Origin of the sequence: Streptomyces hamibioticus, assembly GCF_047946815.1 — a bacterium.
In the GTDB taxonomy this organism is placed as follows: domain Bacteria; phylum Actinomycetota; class Actinomycetes; order Streptomycetales; family Streptomycetaceae; genus Streptomyces.
The window spans coordinates 7,101,506-7,117,518 of sequence record NZ_JBKKQY010000001.1 but is presented as its reverse complement, the minus strand read 5'-3'; the positions used below and the strand labels follow the sequence as shown (position 1 = coordinate 7,117,518).

Here is a 16,013-nt window from a genome sequence, read left to right as displayed (position 1 = left end):
CTCAACTGGGAGTCGGGCGGACCTGGTTCCCCACCAGGGCGTCGACGACCGCGCGGGCGACGCGGCCGGCCCGTTCGGGCGTCCAGTAGGCCGGCTCCTCCACCGTCGAGACGAAGTACCCGCGCGTCAGCAGGGAGAGCACGTCGGCCGCCAGTTCGGCGTCGGGCACGCCGGCGGCGACGGACGCCTCGAGGAACTCCTGCCGGGACTCGCGCGGCTCGCGGTGGTCGACCCCCTCGGGGTCGGTCCGCGCCGACGAGAGCATCTCGACCCACAGGGTGCGCAGCAGCAGGTCCTCGGGCTCGGTGCTGAGGTGCCACTCCACCGTCGCCCGCAGCCGGTCCGTGCCGTCCAGGTCGCCCAGGTGCTCGTCCAGGTCGGCGCGCCAGCGGGACTCCGCGGCACGGACGGCATTGGTGATCAACGCCATCCGGGTGGGCACGTAGTTGGTGACCATCGCCGTGGAGCCGCCCAGTTCCTTCGCCACGGCGCGGATGGTGATCGCGCGCGCCCCGTCACGGGCGGCGACGGCGAGCGTGGCCTCGGCGATTTCCCTGCGGCGCTGGACTTCGTCGACGTCGATCGGCATGGAGGCAACCTAACTCAGAGGGGGGTTGACGCTGAACACAGCGAGATGCAACGTTGTTGTATCACGATGTTTTTTCACTGTTGCCCCGTCCTGGGAGCCGGGCGGCCACTCCAGGCAAGCCACTGAAGGCAAGAACCCATAAGCCACACCCGGCCCTCCCGGGCCACCCAACAACTTACGGAGGACCCATGAGCCTCGCTGTCCGGCGCGTCACCCCCGAGCCCGTCCCCCCGCACGCACAGCAGCACATGGTGCGGATGCGGGACGGCGTGCTGCTGGCCACCGACGTGTACGGCACCGGCCCGGCGGCCGGCCCCGCGCCGACGGTGCTGGTGCGCCTGCCCTACGACAAGAACAGCCGCTACGTGTTCTTCGACCGGATCGCCGCACGGTTCACCGCGCGCGGCTACGTCATGGTGGTCCAGGACGTGCGCGGCAAGTTCCGGTCCGAGGGCGAGACGCTCGGCTGGACCGGTGAGGTGGACGACGGGTACGACACCATCGAGTGGGTCACCCGCCAGCCGTGGTCCGACGGGACCGTCGGCATGTTCGGCGACTCCTACTACGGGTTCACCCAGTGGTCGGCGGTCTCCGGTCAGCATCCCGCGCTCCGCGCGATCGTCCCCCGGGTGACGTGCACCAACAACGGGCCGGGGGTGGCCGGTTACGACACCGGGGGCGGCCCGCAGCCGCCGTGGCTGGAGGGCGCCGACTACCAGGCGCACATCTGGGTGGACCAGGACACGTACGAGTTCACCCCGGACCTCACCGTACGGCCCCTGATCACCGCCTACGACGAGGCGTTCGCGAGCATCGGGAAGCGCTCGGCGGGCTTCGACCTGATGACCGGCGGCATCCGGCTCTCCCCGTACAACGGACCGCATCCCTACGACGCCCGGCCGGTGCCGGTCCTGCACTGCGTGGGCTGGTTCGACAACCTCGGCATCGCTCACCTGCGCGACTACACGGAGCTGGCCCGGCGCCCCGGCTGGGCGGCCGTCCAGTACCTGATCGCCGACGCGACCGACCACGAGAACTACTCGCTGGAGAACGCCCCGGTGTCGCCCGACGCCGATCACCAGACCGACGACACCGCTCTGGAGTGCATGCTCGACACCTACACCGCCCCCGCTCTCGAGTTCTTCGACGTCTTCCTCAAGGGCGTGGCCCCGCCCGAGAGGCTGCCCCGGGTGCGCTGGAAGCTCGGTCACGTGGGCTGGCGTACCGCGGCCCGCTGGCCGCCGCCACAGGCCACGCGGACCGAGCTGTACCTCGCGGAGCCGGCCGCGGCGACCGGCGCGGTCCCCGGCGGCAGGCTCGCCGCCCGTCCGGCCGGCGGAGCGGAATCGGCGCAGTGGCGGTACGACCCGGACGACCTCGTGCCGTCCGCCGCGGACAACACCTTCATGCTGCTGCGCGACCACCCCGACGAGCGCCGCACCCTGGAGCGGGACGACGTCCTGGTCTTCACCACCCAGGCCTCGGACGCGCCGCTGGACCTGGCCGGACCCGTACAGGCGGTGCTGCACACGGAGAGCACGGCACCCACGTACGACGTGTTCGTCCGCCTGCTCGATCTGGCGCCGGACGGGACGGCGCGGCTGATCGTGCGCGGGTGCGCACAGGCGGACCGGCCCGGCGCGGTGGAGATCGCGCTGGGCCACACCGGTTACCGGCTGCGCCCGGGCCACCGCCTGGCGCTGATGATCGCCGGCAGTGACTTCCCGAACCACGTGCCCAACTCCGGGACGCGGGAGGACCCCTGGCTGACGACCGCCCCCAAGGCGAGCCTGCAGACGCTCCACACCGGCCCGGCCCATCCCTCGCGCCTGCTGCTGACCGTCCTGCCCGGGGCGGGGCGCGGCGAAGGAGACGGCCCACGATGACCCTCCGGTTCGTCGCCGCCCGGCTGGCCACGCTCGTCGTGACGGTCCTCGTCTCCAGTCTGGCCATCTACGGCGCCATGTTCCTCACGCCCGGGGACCCCGCCACGCTCCTCGTCGGCGGCAGCCGGGACCCCGACCCCGAGGTGCTGGCGCAGATCCGCCGCGAGTACCACCTCGACGATCCGTTCGTCCAGGGCTACTGGCACTGGCTGAGCGGCTGTCTGCGGGGGGACTTCGGCAGGTCCCTCGTCTACCGCGACTCCGTCGCCGACCTGATCGGCGCGCGGGCCGGTGACACGCTCGCCCTCGTCGGCTACGCCTCCGTCCTCGTCCTCACCGCGGGCGTCGTCATCGGCACGGTCGCCGCGCTGCGCGGCGGCCGCACGGAGACGCTGGCCACCACGCTCACGGCGGGTGCCATGGCGGTACCGACCTTCGTCATGTCGGTGCTGCTCATCTGGCTCTTCGCCGTGCGGCTGCCCTGGTTCCCGGTGTACGGCTCCGGCGAGGGCCTCACCGGCACGCTCGCGCACCTGACCCTGCCGGCCCTCGCCCTGGCGATGACCTGGATCGGCTACGTCGCCCAGGTCACCCGGACAGCCGTCCGCGCGGAGCTCAGCGCCGAGCACGTGGAGACGGCCCGGAGCCGTGGCGTACCCGAGTGGACGGTGATCAGACGCCATGTGCTGCACAACGCGTCGGGCCCCGTCCTGGCGGTGTCCGGCGTCGGCATCGCCGGACTGATCGCCACGGCCGCCGTCGCCGAGCAGGCGTTCGGCACGGGAGGGCTGGGCGCGCTCATGATCGAGGCCGCGTCGAAGCAGGACATGGCCGTGGTCCAGGCCGTGTCGCTGATCTTCGTGGTCGTCTTCGTCGTCATCAACACCGTCGTCGACCTGGCCGGCGCCGCCCTCGATCCCCGGGCCGCCCGGAAGGGGGCCCGATGAGCACCGTCCTGTCCACCGGCACCGCCCGCACCCGTACCGGGTCGCGCGGCGGACGCCCGCGCGACCGCCTGACGCTCGGCGCCGGATGTGTGGTCGCCCTGTTCGTGCTGCTGGCCGTCCTCGGACCGCTGATCGCCCCGCACGATCCGAACGCCGTCGACCCGCTGAACGTCAACGCCGGGCCGTCCGCGGCCCATCTCCTCGGGACGGACGACACCGGACGCGACATCCTGTCCCGGCTGATCAGCGGTACCCGCGCGAGCCTGGCCGCGCCCGCCGCGGTGATCGCCGTCTCCACGACCCTGGGCACCCTGCTCGCGCTGTCCGCCGCCTGGTTCGGCGGGTGGCCCGACCGCCTGGTCTCGGGTGCGCTGGACGTCGTGTTCGGCTTCCCGGGCCTGATCATGGCGGTGCTGGCGGCGGCCGTCTTCGGGGCGGGCCTCGTCGCGCCGATCGTGGCCCTGTCGATCGCGTATCTGCCGCTGATCACCCGCGTCGTACGGTCCGCGGCGCTCAAGGAGCGCCATCTCCCCTACGTGGCGGCGCTGCAGCTCCTCGGCGCTCCCACCGCGCGCATCTGGCTCCGCCACCTGCTGCCGAATCTGTGGCCCCTGGTCCTCGTACAGGCCACGATCGGTTTCGGCTACGCCCTGCTGGACGTGGCCGCGATCTCCTTCCTCGGGCTCGGCAGCCAGCCGCCCGATCCGGAGTGGGGGCTGATGGTGGCCAACGGGGCTCCGTCGCTCCTCGCCGGCCACCCCCAGCAGTCGCTGTACGCGGCTGTGGTCATCCTGCTCGTCGTGGTGGCGTTCAACCTGCTGGGTACGGGACTGTCCCGGCGTCTGCTCGGAGGCGACAGATGAGTCCGTCACCGCTGCTCGAGATCAACGCGCTGCGCGTCGAGCTTCCCGTCGACGGGATCGTGCGCACCGTCGTCCACCGTGCCGACGTGCGCATCCCCGAGGGCGCCGGTGTGGCCCTGGTGGGCGAGTCCGGGTCGGGCAAGTCGCTGACGGCCCGGTCCGTGCTGCGGCTGCTGCCCGGCGGCGCCCGGGTCCACGGGGAGCTGCTCTTCGCGGGCGAGTCCGTGCCCGGGATGCCGCCGGAGCGCCTGCGCGCCTTCCGTGCCGCCGATGTCGCCATGGTGTTCCAGGATCCTAGGGCGCACATCAACCCCGCGCGCAGTGTCGGCGACTTCCTCGTGGAGGGCCTGACGGCCGCGCGCGGGGTGCCCACCGCCGAGGCCGTCGCCAAGGTCACCAGGATCCTGCGGGAGGTGGGCATCGGCGACGCCGACCGGCGGATGCGGCAGCGGCCCCACGAGCTGTCGGGCGGCCTGCTGCAGCGGGTCATGATCGCGGCGGCGTTGGCGGCCGAGCCGCGGCTGCTCCTCGCCGACGAGCCGACCACCGCCCTCGACGTCACCACGCAGGAGGAGGTGATGGCCATCGTCACGGAGGCCCGTGCGGCCCGCGGCCTCGCCATGCTGTTCATCACCCACGACCTGGAGCTGGCCGCCGCCGTCTGCGACAAGGTCGTGGTGATGTACGCGGGCACGACCGTGGAGGAACTCCCGGCCGGCCGGCTCCGGGACAGCGGCGCCCACCCGTACACGCGCGCGCTGCTCGCGTCCCGGCCCTCGGTCGCGGACCGTGACGCGGAACTGCGGTCCATCGCCGGCCGCCCCCTGTCCGCCTTCGAGGCACCCGCCGGATGCGCCTTCGGCGACCGCTGCCCCCGGGTGCGGGAACGGTGCCGCGAGGAGCGGCCCCGGCCGCACCCGGTGGGCGACGCCACGGCGGCCTGCCACTTCCCTTACACGCCCTCGCCCGAGGAGGCCGGCCGACATGCTTGAGGTACAGCACCTGCGCAAGGTCTACGGTGACTTCGTCGCGGTGGACGACGTCACCTTCTCGCTCGCGGAGCACGGCTCGCTGGCCGTCGTCGGCGAGTCGGGATCCGGCAAGACCACCACCGCACGCATGATCGCCGGCCTCGAGACGCCCAGCGCGGGCCGGATCGTCGTCGCGGGCAAGGAACGGCGGCCCGGACGGCCGCGGTCACGGGAACGGCGCGCTCGCGCCGGGCAGATCCAGCTGGTCTTCCAGGATCCGTACGCCTCGCTCGACCGGCGTCAGCGGGTGTGCGACGCCGTCGCCGAGGCGGTCGGACTGCACCGGTCCCTGCCGGCGCCCGCGCTGCGGGCCCGGGTGGCGGAACTGTTCGACATGGTGGGCCTGGACGACCGGCAGGCACGGTCCCTGCCGAAGGCCCTGTCGGGCGGACAGCGCCAGCGCGTCGCGATCGCCCGCGCGCTCGCCGCCGAACCCCGGGTGCTCGTCCTCGACGAGGCGATCGCGGCGCTGGACGTGTCGATCCAGGCGCAGATCCTCGGCCTGCTCGCCCACATCCGCGAGACCACCGGTACCGCGCTGCTGTTCATCACGCACGACCTCGGTGCCGTCCGGCACGTCAGTGACGAGGTGCTGGTGATGCGGGCCGGCCGGCTCGTGGAGCACGGCCCGGTCACGACCGTTCTCGACGACCCGCGGGACCCCTATACGCGGCGTCTCATCGAGTCGATCCCGAAGCCGGGCTGGAAGCCGCGCAGAAGGACGCGCCAGCCTGCCGCCTGAGCGGCGCCGCGCCGCGCCGCCCACCGCGGAAACGATCGTGCCCCCGTCGGTCCGGGTGACCGACGGGGGCACGATCGTTGGTGCGGGTGCCGGGTCAGCCGGCGCTCACCCGGCCCGGGGACGGCCGCGTGCGCGGGGCCCGTGCCTCGATGGCCGCGGCCACGTGCAGCAGCAGGTCCTCGCGGAAGCGTCCGCCGATCAGCTGGACACCCGACGGGAGCCCGTCCGCGGTGCCTGTGGGCACGGCCATCGCCGGGAAGCCGAGCACCGGCACGGCCTGCATCGGCCACTGGGCGGCGAGCAGCTCCCGGACCCGGTGGTCGCCGCCCAGGTCGGCGTCCTGCTCGAACGGGGGCTCGGCCGACACCGGTGTCAGAAGGACGCGGTCGTCGCCCAGGTACTGCTGGAGACGGCCGATGAGGGTGCCGCGCCGCGCGTAGCCCTTGATGTAGGCCTCCAGGGTGGGCCGCTCGCCCCAGGTCTCGGCGGCGGCGGCGAACGAGGCGGCCAGGGAGACCCGCACCGGGTCGTCGCCGAAGCGTTCGATCTCGGGCAGCATCGTGCGCAGCTCCTCGTAGAGCAGCAGCGACCACAGCCGGGCCGCCTCCGACAGCAGCGGCAGTTCGACCTCCGTCACCTCGTGTCCCGCCTCGCCGAGCCACCGCGCCGCGTCGTCGAGCGCGGCGTTCACCGCGGGGTGGGGCTTGGCGAGGCCGACGTCACGGACGAGCGCGACCTTGACCGGGCGGGGCTCGCCCAGCGGTGGGCGCGCCGGCAGCCCGACCGGGTCGACGAGGTCCGGCGTGACCATGGCGTGCAGCCCCCGCCGGACGTCGTCGACCGTCCAGCCGAGCGGGCCGTGGACGGCCATGGTCTGGAACGACAGCGGGCTGTCGAACTCCTCCTCGCCGCGGGGCTCACGGCCGGAGACGAGGCCGACCGTGGGGCGCAGACCCACCGCGCCACAGCAGTAGGCCGGGAAGCGGATCGAGCCGCCGATGTCGTTGCCCTGCGCGATCGGCACCATCCCGGCCGCCACCGCGGCGGCGGCGCCGCCGGACGATCCGCCGGGCGTGTGTCCGCTGTGCCACGGGTTGATCGTTCTGCCGTGCAGGTCGTTGCCGGTGAACCAGCGTACGGCGAAGGCCGGGCTGTTGCTGCGGCCCATGAGGTTCGCGCCCGCCCGGCGCAGCGCGGCGACACAGGCGGCGTCCTCCTGCGCGACGGCGCCGGCCCAGGCGGGAAGGCCGTGGGAGCTGGCGTAGCCGCGCTGCGAAGTGTTGATCTTGGTGGATACGGGCACGCCGTGCAGCGGCGGGAGGTCCTGCCCGGCGGCCACCGCCGCGTCGGCGGCCGCCGCCTGGGCGAGCGCCTCCTCGGGGCGGAGGTCCACCAGGGCGTTGAGCGCCGGGTTGGTCTCGTCGATCCGTTCCAGGAACGATTCCGCGACCTCGGTCGCGGAGAAGGACCTGTCACGGATGCCGGCGGCCAGTTCGCCGGCTGGGCGGTCCCACAGCGGCTTGTCGCCCTGGGTGTCGGTCATCGTCTGTCTCCTGGGTGGTGGGGGGCGTGCGGGTCACTTGCCGGTTCCGCCGAGGTGGGCGGCCCACGGCATGCCCATGTAAGCGAAGGACGTGGGCGCACCACTGAGGCGCTTGTTCATGAACATCCGTTCATGGGTGGTGGCGAGGTAGACCACCGGGATGGTGGGGGTGAACAGGGCCTGCGCTTCGGCGTACGCCGTGGCCGACGCTTCGGGGTCGGAGGACGTGCGGGCCTGCGCGAGCAGCCGGGTCACCTCGGGGTTGCGGTAGTTCGTCCAGTTGAAGAGGCCTCGCGGGGTGACCATCTCCGCGACGTAGGAGGCCGGGTCCGGCATGCCGACGTAGCCGAAGGTCAGGATCAGGTCCAGGCCCTTGCGGACGGAGGGGTCGTAGAAGAGCGAGGACATCTCGGTGGGCTGGAGCTGCTTGATCCGGATGTCCACGCCGATCTTCCCGGCCGCCGCCCGGATGAAGGTCAGTGCCTGCAGGCCTCGCTGGTCACCGGCGGGGATGGCGGCCACCAGCGGCCGGGCGACCGGGCCCGCGCGTTCCAGCAGCTTCCTGGCGCGTTCCGGGTCGGGCTTCGGCACGGCCGGCAGCGCTTCGTAGGCCGCGTCGAACCGCTCCGCGGCCGGGTCGCCGCGCCAGGTGAGCGGCGGGACGAGCGACTTCAGGGTGGTGGCGTCGCCGCCGAAGACGTTCTTGATCAACGCTTCGCGGTCGATGACGTGCGACAGCGCGTCCAGGAGCCGGCGATCGGCGGCGGGGGACTCGGCGTTGCCGGGGATCAGCAGGACGTTCTGCGTGGACGGGCCGAGGTGGACCGCGCCGCTGTCGGCCCTGGCGAGCGCCGTGGCGCTGCTGGGCGGCAGCTCGTAGGTGCCGTCCACCTCACCGGAGAGCAGGGCGCTGGTCAGTGTGTTGCTGTTGGTGATGAACGTGAACTCGACCCGGCCCGCCTTCGGCTTCAGTTTCGCGTCCCAGTACCGCTCGTTGCGTTCGAGGACGATGCCGGCGCCGGACTTCCACGAGCCCAGCTCGAACGGTCCGGTGCACATAAGGCCGCCCTCGGCGGTGCCGTAGGCCGGGACGGCCTGCTCGGTGTACGCCTTCTGGTTCACCGCGCCGAACGACGTCGACAGCGCCTTGGGCAGCGTCCGGTCGTACGTCTTGGTACGGAGTGTCACCTGGTGCGGGCCGGTGGCCTCGATCGACGTCACCGCGGAGAGGTAGTTGCCGTACAGGGCCTGTGTCTTCGGGTCCCGCTGCCGCTCCAGGCTGTGGATCACGTCCCGCGGCGTCATGGGCGAGCCGTCCCAGAACGTCACGTCGGAGCGCAGGTCGAGCACGAGGGTCCGGTCGTCGGTCCAGGTGACCTTCTCGGCGAGCCCGGGGCTCAGGGAGAAGTCCGGGTTCATCCGGGTCAGCGTGTCGCAGAGGTTGGCTCCGACGGTCTGGGGCGAGTAGTCGCCGGTCTTCGCCGGGTCCAGGGTGGTCGGCTCCCCGTAGGGCAGGGCCCAGCCGACGCGGTCCACGGCGGCGGTACCGGGCGGGGTCGTGGTGGTGAGGCGGACGGGGCCGGGAGCGCCGTCTCCTCCGTTCGACGGGGAGGTGCAGGCGGCCGTGGCCAGCAGGCCCATGCTCACGCACACCGTCAGCGCCGGTCTTTTCACAGCCATGGCTGGAGCTCCTTGCCGAGGGGAGGACGGGAGGGGGAAGGAGGAAAAGAGAGGGGGAAGCGAGGGAGAAGAGAGGGACGCTCACCGTCGAGGCGCGGGAGAAGTGGGCCGGTCGACATAAACGAACGTCATACAACACTGTTGCATCTCACGCTTGCATCTGGTGAGCTACCGAGTCAAGACCTCGGGCACTCGCCCCGGGCCCCGCATCCCACCCCCTCCGCCTTCCGCAAAGGAGCACCCCATGCCCTTCACCCCTGCCCTCGACTTCGCGTTCGAGATCCGCGCCCACGTGGCCGAGACGCTCCACATCGGCCACGGCGACGGGGAGGTCACCGAATTCACGCCCATCGTCGGGGGCAGCGTCGACGGCCCCCTGCTGCGCGGAGAGGTGCTGGCGGGCGGCGGCGACTGGAGCAGCACGCGGGGCGAGGTCTGCGAGCTGGACGCGCGCTACCTGATCCGGGCCGAGGACGGCACGGTGATCGACATCGCCAACCGCGGCTACTACCGGCCGAAGCCGGACAGCCCGGACCAGTACGACGGCGACCTCAAGGTCTCGGAGGCCGGCCACTACTACCGGACGTCCCCGGTGTTCCGGACCGACGCACCGGCCCACCGGTGGCTGGCCGAGACGGTCTTCGTCGGACTCGCCCGACCGGACGGCGACGACGTGGTCGTCATCCGCATGTACGCCCTCAGGTAGCGGGGGCCGGCCCGAAGCCGCTCAGGACAGCGCCCGGTACGCGTGGTTCAGGGCGGCCCGGAAGCCGTCGGCCTGCTCATGGGTGAGCTCGCCGACCATGCGCTCCTCGAGCCGGGCGGCCGGTTCGGCGTACTCGGCCAGCAGCCGCCGCCCGGCGCCGGTGAGCAGGATCAGCCGCTCCCGCCGGTTGCGGGGATTGGGCTCGCGGCGGATCAACCCGCGGCCCTCCAGCGCACGCACCATGTCGGCCATCGACTGGGCCGTGACGAAGGAGTCCCGGGCGAGCTGCGCCGCGGACACGCCGTCGTGCCGCTCCAGCACGGTGAGCGCGGTGTACTGAAGTGCCGTGATACCGGCGGGCTTGAGCATCTCCTCCAGACGTGCCCGCACCACCAGTTCGGTCCTCTTGACCAGATAGAGCAGCGAGGGGCTCATCCCCACTCCCCCCTGGGCCGCGGTCCGTGCGGGTTCGGCCATGTCGTCCTCCACTGGGTGTCACCTGCGCCGAAGGGAGCCCACCCTAGGCCATTGACAGGAATCCTGCCTATCGCAACACTACTTTCATCAGGATTCCTGTCGATCAGCCGTGAGGCCGACGCCCTCGGCACGCCCACCACATCAGAGGTGCCAGAGATGGATCTGCACGGAAAAGTCGCCGTCGTCACCGGAAGCGGACGCGGACTCGGCCTGGGGTACGCCCAGGCCCTCGCGGCGGCCGGGGCCGCGGTCGTGATCAACGACGTCGACGGCGACCTGGTCGACGCCGCGGTCTCCGCCGTCACCTCCGCGGGAGGCAGGGCCACCGGCGTCGTGGCCGCGGTCGGTGACACCGATGCGGCCGAGCGGCTCGTCGGGACGGCGGTGCGGGAGTTCGGGCGGCTGGACGTGCTCGTCACCAACGCCGGCATCCTGCGCGACCGGGTGCTGTGGAAGATGACGGACGACGACTTCGACGCCGTGGTCAGGGTCCATCTGCGGGGCACGTTCACCTGCGCCCGGGCGGCCGCCGTGCGGATGCGGGAGCAGGGCACGGGCGGCCGCATCGTCCTGATCTCCTCACCGGCCGGGCAGCGGGGCAACTTCGGCCAGACGAACTACGCCGCCGCCAAGGCGGGCATCGTCGCGATGGCCCGGACCTGGGCGCTGGAGCTGGCCAGGGCCGACATCACGGTCAATGCCGTGGTGCCCGTGGCGGCCACCGAGATGACGAAGACCATTGCGGCCTTCGGGCCGGTCATCGCCGAGTCGGAGCGCACCGGCGCCCCGCTGCCCGCCTGGCTGCGCAGGGACGAGGGCCTCGGCACGGTCGACGACGTCGCCGGACTCATCACCTTCCTGGCCTCGGACGCGGCCAAGGGCATCACCGGACAGGCCATCGGGGTCGGCGGCGACCGGCTGGCCCTGTGGGCGCACCCCAAGGAGAAGGCCGTCGCCTTCGCCGACGGCGGCTGGAGCGCCGACGCGATCGCCGAGCACTGGCACGACGGGGTCGGTGCGGAGCCCGAGACGTACGGCATCCCCGCTCCCCAGGCACCGGGGGTCTGAGATGAGCCGCCCCGCACTGCGCCTGGACGATCTGACCGCCATCGACATGCACACCCACGCGGAGATCTCCAAGGACGGTCATGGCGCGCTGAGCCCCGAGCTGTTCGGCGCCTCCGAGAAGTACTTCAAGGCGCACGGGCACCGGCAGCCGACCATCGGGGAGATGGCCGCCCACTACCGGGAACGCCGGATGGCCGCCGTGGTGTTCACCGTGGACGCCGAGCACGCCACCGGACATCCGAGGATCGCCAACGAGGAGATCGCCGAGAGCTGCGCCGCCCACCCGGACGTGCTCATCCCCTTCGCCAGCGTCGACCCGCACAAGGGCCGGGCCGGGGTGCGCGAGGCGCGTCGCCTGGTGACCGGGTACGGCGTACGCGGCTTCAAGTTCCACCCCAGCATCCAGGCCTTCTCACCCGACGACCGACTCGCCTACCCGCTGTACGAGGCGATCGAGGAACTGGGCGTGCCGGCCCTGTTCCACACCGGGCAGACCGGCATCGGCGCCGGTGTCCCGGGCGGGGGCGGGATACGGCTGAAGTACTCCGATCCCATGCTGGTCGACGACGTCGCCGTGGACTTCCCCGAGCTGCGGATCATCCTGGCCCATCCGTCCTTCCCCTGGCAGGACGAGGCGCTGGCGGTCGCCACCCACAAGCCGTACGTGTACATCGATCTGTCCGGCTGGTCGCCGAAGTACTTCCCGCCGCAGCTCGTGCGGTACGCCAACACCCTGCTCAAGGACAAGGTCCTCTTCGGCTCCGACTACCCCGTCATCACGCCCGACCGGTGGCTCGCCGACTTCGAGCGGCTGGACATCAAGGACGAGGTCCGGCCGAAGATCCTCAAGGACAACGCCGCCCGACTGCTCGGCCTGGCCGAGGACTGAGGGAGTCGCCGTGCTGAACCAAGGCATCGGTTCCTGGCCGGCCCGCCGGGCCCGCAAGACCCCGCAGCGGACCGCCGTCGTGCACGACGGCCGCGCGTGGACGTACCGGGAACTCCACCAGCGGGTGCTGCGCCTGGCACACGCGCTGCGCACCCTGGGCACGGGCCCCGGCGACCGGGTCGCCTACCTCGGCGCCAATCATCCGGCGTTCCTGGAGACGCTGTTCGCCGCCGGGACGCTCGGAGCCGTCTTCGTCCCGCTCAACACCCGTCTGACCGCCCCGGAACTGGCCCACAACCTCGCCGACTCCGGCAGCACCGTCCTCGTCCACGGCCCGGAGCAGGCCCGGGCGGCCGCCACCGCCGCCGACCGGGCCGGCGTACGTCATCGCATCACCGTCGGCACGGCGGGCGGCGGCGCCCTCGGCTACGAGGACCTGCTCACCGGCGCCGCCGCCGAGGCGCTGGACGAGGACGTGGCCCCCGGCGACCCCTGCATGATCATGTACACCTCCGGGACGACGGGCCGGCCCAAGGGCGCCGTCCTCTCCCACGCCAACGTCATCTGGAACAGCGTCAACGTCCTCGTCGACACCGATCTGGCCGGCGACGAAGTGACCCTCGTCGCAGCCCCGCTGTTCCACACCGCGGGGCTGAACATGACGTGCCTGCCCACCCTCCTCAAGGGCGGGCGGGTGCTGCTGCTCGGCGCGTTCGACCCCGGCCGGGTGCTGGAGCTGATCGAGACCGAGCGCGTGACCTACATGTTCGGCGTGCCCACCATGTACGACGCGATGGCCGCCGCCGCGCGCTGGGCGGACACCGACCTGTCCAGCCTGCGCACCCTCACCTGCGGCGGCGCACCGGTCCCCGCCCGCACCATCGCCGTGTACCTCGGCCGCGGTCTGGCCTTCAGCCAGGGCTACGGCATGACGGAGGCCTCCCCCGGCGTCCTCTTCCTGGACCGGGAGCAGGCCGCGGCCAAGGCGGGCTCCGCGGGTGTGCCGCACTTCTTCACCGACGCCCGCGTGGTGCTGCCCGACGGCCGCGACGCCGCGCCGGACGAGCGCGGGGAGATCCTCGTGCACGGCCCCAACGTCATGACGGGCTACTGGAACCGGCCGGACGACACCGCGGCGGCCTTCACCGGCGACGGCTGGCTGCGCACCGGCGACGTCGCACGGACCGACACCGAGGGCTACGCCTACATCGTCGACCGGATCAAGGACATGTTCGTCTCGGGCGGGGAGAACGTGTACCCGGCCGAGGTGGAGGACGCGATCCTCGGCCACCCGGCCGTCGCCGAATGCGCGGTCGTCGGAGTGCCCGACCCGGTCTGGGGCGAAGTCGGCCACGCCGTCGTCGTCCTGAAGCCCTCCCGCACCGCCGGCGAGCAGGACATCCTCGACCACCTGCTCGGCAGGCTCGCCAAGTACAAGATCCCCAAGTCCGTGACCTTCACGGACGGTCTGCCCCGCACCCCCTCCGGGAAGATCGTCAAGCCCGCCCTGCGCGAGACGTTCGCGAACCGGCCCTCCTCCTGAACCGCCCGTACCGGCGATCCGCCCGTACCGTCGAAAGGAACCCCATGCCCACCACCGCCCACGGCCTCGACGGCCTCACGTCCCTCAGCGGGGCCGACCTCGGACGCACCGACTGGCACGAAATCACCCAGGACCGGGTGGACACCTTCGCCGACGCCACCGGCGACCACCAGTGGATCCACACGGACCCGGACAGGGCCAAGGAGGGCCCCTTCCGGGGCACGATCGCCCACGGATACCTGACCCTGTCGCTCATCATCCCGCTCTTCGGCGAGCTGCTGGAGATCACGGGTGTCTCCATGAGCGTCAACTACGGCCTGGAGAAGGTCCGCTTCCCCAGCCCGGTGCGGGTCGGCGTGAAGATCCGTCTGCACGGTGCCGTCGGCTCCGTGGAGCAGGTCAAGGGCAACGGCGTGCAGATGCCGCTGACCTTCACCGTGGAGGTCGAGGGCGGCGACAAGCCCGCCTGCGTGGCTCAGGCGGTGTACCGGCACTACGCCTGACGCCCGCCGCCCGGCTCAGTCGACCGGCCAGGTGTGGACCGGGGCGTTGAGGTGCATGTAGTCGATGTACAGCTGCGTCATCCGCAGCAGCGCCTCGTGGCGGCCGCAGTGGGCGGTGGCCTCGATGTGGTGGAACATCTCCTTCTGCCAGGCCGCTCCGTTGCGGCCCGTCACGCAGCGCTGTTCGATGACGCCGAGCAGCGGCTCCCGCCAGGAGTCGTCCATGCCGGAACGCTCCAGGCCGTCGTGGGCCAGCGGCAGCAGGCGCCGCAGGACCAGCTCGGCCACCGGGACCTCGCCCATGCCCGGCCAGTACATCCGGGCGTCGATGCCGTGCCGGGCCGCCGTGTGCAGGTTCTCCTCGGCGGCCGAGAAGGACATCCGCGACCACACCGGCCGCTCCTCCTCCGCCAGGGCGCGGGTCAGGCCGTAGTAGAAGGCGCCGTTGGCGAGGGTGTCGGCGACCGTCGGGCCGGCGGGCAGCACCCGGTTCTCCACCCTGACGTGCGGCTTGTCGTGGGCAACGGCGTAGACGGGGCGGTTCCAGCGGTAGATGGTGCCGTTGTGCAGGGTGAGTTCGGCCAGGTCGGGGACGTCGCCCCGGTCCAGCGTCTCCGTCGGGTCCTGCTCGTCGCACAGGGGCAGCAGGGCGGGGAAGTAGCGCAGGTTCTCCTCGAACAGATCGAAGACGCTGGTGATCCAGCGTTCCCCGAACCACACCCGGGGCCGTACGCCCTGCACCTTGATCTCCTCCGGGCGGGTGTCCGTGGCCTGCTCGAACAGCGGGACGCGCGTCTCGTGCCACAGCTCCCTGCCGAACAGGAAGGGCGAATTGGCCGCCAGCGCCACCTGGACACCCGCGATCGCCTGGGCCGCGTTCCAGTAGTCGGCGAACTGCTCCGGTGACACCTGGAGGTGGAACTGGGTGCTGGTGCAGGCGGCCTCCGGCGTGATCGTGTCCGCGTAGGTCCGCAGCCGGTCGACACCGTCCACCTCGATACGCAGGTCCTCGCCCCGGGCCGCGAAGATCTGGTCGTTGAGCAGGCGGTAGCGCGGGTTCGCCGAGAGCGCGGCCTCGCCGACGTCCTCCTGTCGCAGCGTGGGCAGGATGCCGGTCATGATCAGGTGCGCGCCGACCGATCCGGCGCGCTCCTCCGCGTGGTTCAGCGCGGCGCGGATCTCGGACTCCCAGGCGTCGGGGCCGCCCTCGGTCAGCCGGCGGGGCGGCACGTTGATCTCCAGGTTGAAGCGGCCCAGTTCGGTGGACCACGCCGGGTCCGCGATCGCCTCCAGCACATCGCTGTTGCGCATCGCCGGCTCCGCCCGGTCGTCGACCAGGTTCAGCTCGATCTCCAGACCCACCTGGGGACGCTCGGCCTCGAAGCGCGCCTCGCGCAGCATCTGCGCGAACGTGTCGAGGCACTGCTGCATCTTGACCCGGTACCGGCGGCGGTCCTCGCGGGTGAAGACCAGCGCCGGAACGTCCCGTCCCATCGGTCTCCTCCCGGCTCCCGGCCTCGGACCCCTCTCATTCCCAGCGTCGCAC

The 16,013-nt window shown here is 72.1% G+C and carries 15 protein-coding genes; 10 read left to right on the top strand and 5 right to left on the bottom strand.

The features are described 5' to 3' along the window. Position 1 precedes the first annotated feature (1 nt). On the bottom strand, positions 2–589 hold the full coding sequence (locus ACLGIH_RS32520; protein WP_416528867.1) for a TetR/AcrR family transcriptional regulator: 588 nt from the start codon (positions 587–589) through the stop codon (positions 2–4). A 188-nt stretch (positions 590–777) separates the two neighbouring features. Between ACLGIH_RS32520 and ACLGIH_RS32515 the strand changes: the two genes are divergently transcribed. The 5 genes from ACLGIH_RS32515 to ACLGIH_RS32495 are packed head-to-tail and all read left to right on the top strand — an operon-like array spanning position 778 to position 6,058. Then, positions 778–2,475 carry a CocE/NonD family hydrolase gene (locus ACLGIH_RS32515; protein WP_416528866.1) on the top strand — a complete coding sequence of 566 codons (1,698 nt, stop codon included), beginning with the start codon at positions 778–780 and terminating at the stop codon, positions 2,473–2,475. Beyond that, positions 2,472–3,422, top strand: a complete 951-nt coding sequence (locus ACLGIH_RS32510; RefSeq protein WP_416528865.1) for an ABC transporter permease — start codon at positions 2,472–2,474, stop codon at positions 3,420–3,422. The genes ACLGIH_RS32515 and ACLGIH_RS32510 overlap by 4 nt, the downstream gene beginning before the upstream one ends. After that, positions 3,419–4,285, top strand: a complete 867-nt coding sequence (locus ACLGIH_RS32505) for an ABC transporter permease (protein WP_416528864.1) — start codon at positions 3,419–3,421, stop codon at positions 4,283–4,285. Before ACLGIH_RS32510 ends, ACLGIH_RS32505 begins: the two co-directional genes overlap by 4 nt. Beyond that, positions 4,282–5,277, top strand: a complete 996-nt coding sequence (locus ACLGIH_RS32500; RefSeq protein ID WP_416528863.1) for an ABC transporter ATP-binding protein — start codon at positions 4,282–4,284, stop codon at positions 5,275–5,277. Before ACLGIH_RS32505 ends, ACLGIH_RS32500 begins: the two co-directional genes overlap by 4 nt. Then, positions 5,270–6,058: an ABC transporter ATP-binding protein gene (locus ACLGIH_RS32495; RefSeq protein WP_416528862.1), complete on the top strand. Its 789-nt coding sequence runs from the start codon at positions 5,270–5,272 to the stop codon at positions 6,056–6,058. Before ACLGIH_RS32500 ends, ACLGIH_RS32495 begins: the two co-directional genes overlap by 8 nt. A 94-nt stretch (positions 6,059–6,152) precedes the next feature. Here ACLGIH_RS32495 and ACLGIH_RS32490 read toward each other — a convergent pair whose 3' ends face one another. Both ACLGIH_RS32490 and ACLGIH_RS32485 read right to left on the bottom strand, forming a co-directional pair. Next, positions 6,153–7,601, bottom strand: coding sequence for an amidase (locus ACLGIH_RS32490; protein WP_416528861.1), 1,449 nt, complete (start codon positions 7,599–7,601; stop codon positions 6,153–6,155). A gap of 33 nt (positions 7,602–7,634) precedes the next feature. Further along, positions 7,635–9,281 carry an ABC transporter substrate-binding protein gene (locus tag ACLGIH_RS32485; RefSeq protein WP_416528860.1) on the bottom strand — a complete coding sequence of 549 codons (1,647 nt, stop codon included), beginning with the start codon at positions 9,279–9,281 and terminating at the stop codon, positions 7,635–7,637. A gap of 244 nt (positions 9,282–9,525) precedes the next feature. On the opposite strand from ACLGIH_RS32485, the gene ACLGIH_RS32480 reads away from it, so the two are divergent. Next, the gene (locus tag ACLGIH_RS32480) at positions 9,526–9,987 is read left to right on the top strand and encodes a DUF3237 domain-containing protein (RefSeq protein ID WP_416528859.1); all 462 of its coding nucleotides are present in this window, start codon (positions 9,526–9,528) and stop codon (positions 9,985–9,987) included. A 21-nt stretch (positions 9,988–10,008) separates the two neighbouring features. Here the strand turns inward: ACLGIH_RS32480 and ACLGIH_RS32475 are convergent, their stop codons facing one another. Then, positions 10,009–10,464: a MarR family winged helix-turn-helix transcriptional regulator gene (locus tag ACLGIH_RS32475; protein WP_416528858.1), complete on the bottom strand. Its 456-nt coding sequence runs from the start codon at positions 10,462–10,464 to the stop codon at positions 10,009–10,011. Positions 10,465–10,611: 147 nt separating this feature from the next. Here ACLGIH_RS32475 and ACLGIH_RS32470 point away from each other — a divergent pair, with 147 nt between their 5' ends. The 4 genes from ACLGIH_RS32470 to ACLGIH_RS32455 are packed head-to-tail and all read left to right on the top strand — an operon-like array spanning position 10,612 to position 14,467. After that, the gene (locus ACLGIH_RS32470) at positions 10,612–11,532 is read left to right on the top strand and encodes an SDR family oxidoreductase (RefSeq protein WP_416528857.1); all 921 of its coding nucleotides are present in this window, start codon (positions 10,612–10,614) and stop codon (positions 11,530–11,532) included. A gap of 16 nt (positions 11,533–11,548) precedes the next feature. Next, a complete protein-coding gene (locus ACLGIH_RS32465) occupies positions 11,549–12,421 on the top strand; it encodes an amidohydrolase family protein (protein WP_416529543.1) in 873 nt (290 codons plus the stop codon). Between the two features lie 10 nt (positions 12,422–12,431). Next, positions 12,432–13,964 carry an acyl-CoA synthetase gene (locus ACLGIH_RS32460; RefSeq protein WP_416528856.1) on the top strand — a complete coding sequence of 511 codons (1,533 nt, stop codon included), beginning with the start codon at positions 12,432–12,434 and terminating at the stop codon, positions 13,962–13,964. Positions 13,965–14,008: 44 nt separating this feature from the next. Then, positions 14,009–14,467: a MaoC family dehydratase gene (locus ACLGIH_RS32455; protein WP_416528855.1), complete on the top strand. Its 459-nt coding sequence runs from the start codon at positions 14,009–14,011 to the stop codon at positions 14,465–14,467. 15 nt (positions 14,468–14,482) lie between these two features. On the opposite strand, the gene ACLGIH_RS32450 is transcribed toward ACLGIH_RS32455, so the two are convergent. Beyond that, positions 14,483–15,961 carry a glutamate-cysteine ligase family protein gene (locus ACLGIH_RS32450; protein WP_416528854.1) on the bottom strand — a complete coding sequence of 493 codons (1,479 nt, stop codon included), beginning with the start codon at positions 15,959–15,961 and terminating at the stop codon, positions 14,483–14,485. Positions 15,962–16,013: the final 52 nt, after the last annotated feature.

What these genes read in the sequence shown, in the direction of transcription:
- ACLGIH_RS32475 (WP_416528858.1), bottom strand. Translation starts at nt 10,464, where the DNA reads ATGGCCGAACCCGCACGGACCGCGGCCCAGGGGGGAGTGGGGATGAGC.
- ACLGIH_RS32510 (WP_416528865.1), top strand. Translation starts at nt 2,472, where the DNA reads ATGACCCTCCGGTTCGTCGCCGCCCGGCTGGCCACGCTCGTCGTGACG.
- ACLGIH_RS32495 (WP_416528862.1), top strand. Translation starts at nt 5,270, where the DNA reads ATGCTTGAGGTACAGCACCTGCGCAAGGTCTACGGTGACTTCGTCGCG.
- ACLGIH_RS32520 (WP_416528867.1), bottom strand. Translation starts at nt 589, where the DNA reads ATGCCGATCGACGTCGACGAAGTCCAGCGCCGCAGGGAAATCGCCGAG.
- ACLGIH_RS32480 (WP_416528859.1), top strand. Translation starts at nt 9,526, where the DNA reads ATGCCCTTCACCCCTGCCCTCGACTTCGCGTTCGAGATCCGCGCCCAC.
- ACLGIH_RS32505 (WP_416528864.1), top strand. Translation starts at nt 3,419, where the DNA reads ATGAGCACCGTCCTGTCCACCGGCACCGCCCGCACCCGTACCGGGTCG.
- ACLGIH_RS32485 (WP_416528860.1), bottom strand. Translation starts at nt 9,281, where the DNA reads ATGGCTGTGAAAAGACCGGCGCTGACGGTGTGCGTGAGCATGGGCCTG.
- ACLGIH_RS32450 (WP_416528854.1), bottom strand. Translation starts at nt 15,961, where the DNA reads ATGGGACGGGACGTTCCGGCGCTGGTCTTCACCCGCGAGGACCGCCGC.
- ACLGIH_RS32515 (WP_416528866.1), top strand. Translation starts at nt 778, where the DNA reads ATGAGCCTCGCTGTCCGGCGCGTCACCCCCGAGCCCGTCCCCCCGCAC.
- ACLGIH_RS32500 (WP_416528863.1), top strand. Translation starts at nt 4,282, where the DNA reads ATGAGTCCGTCACCGCTGCTCGAGATCAACGCGCTGCGCGTCGAGCTT.
- ACLGIH_RS32455 (WP_416528855.1), top strand. Translation starts at nt 14,009, where the DNA reads ATGCCCACCACCGCCCACGGCCTCGACGGCCTCACGTCCCTCAGCGGG.
- ACLGIH_RS32490 (WP_416528861.1), bottom strand. Translation starts at nt 7,601, where the DNA reads ATGACCGACACCCAGGGCGACAAGCCGCTGTGGGACCGCCCAGCCGGC.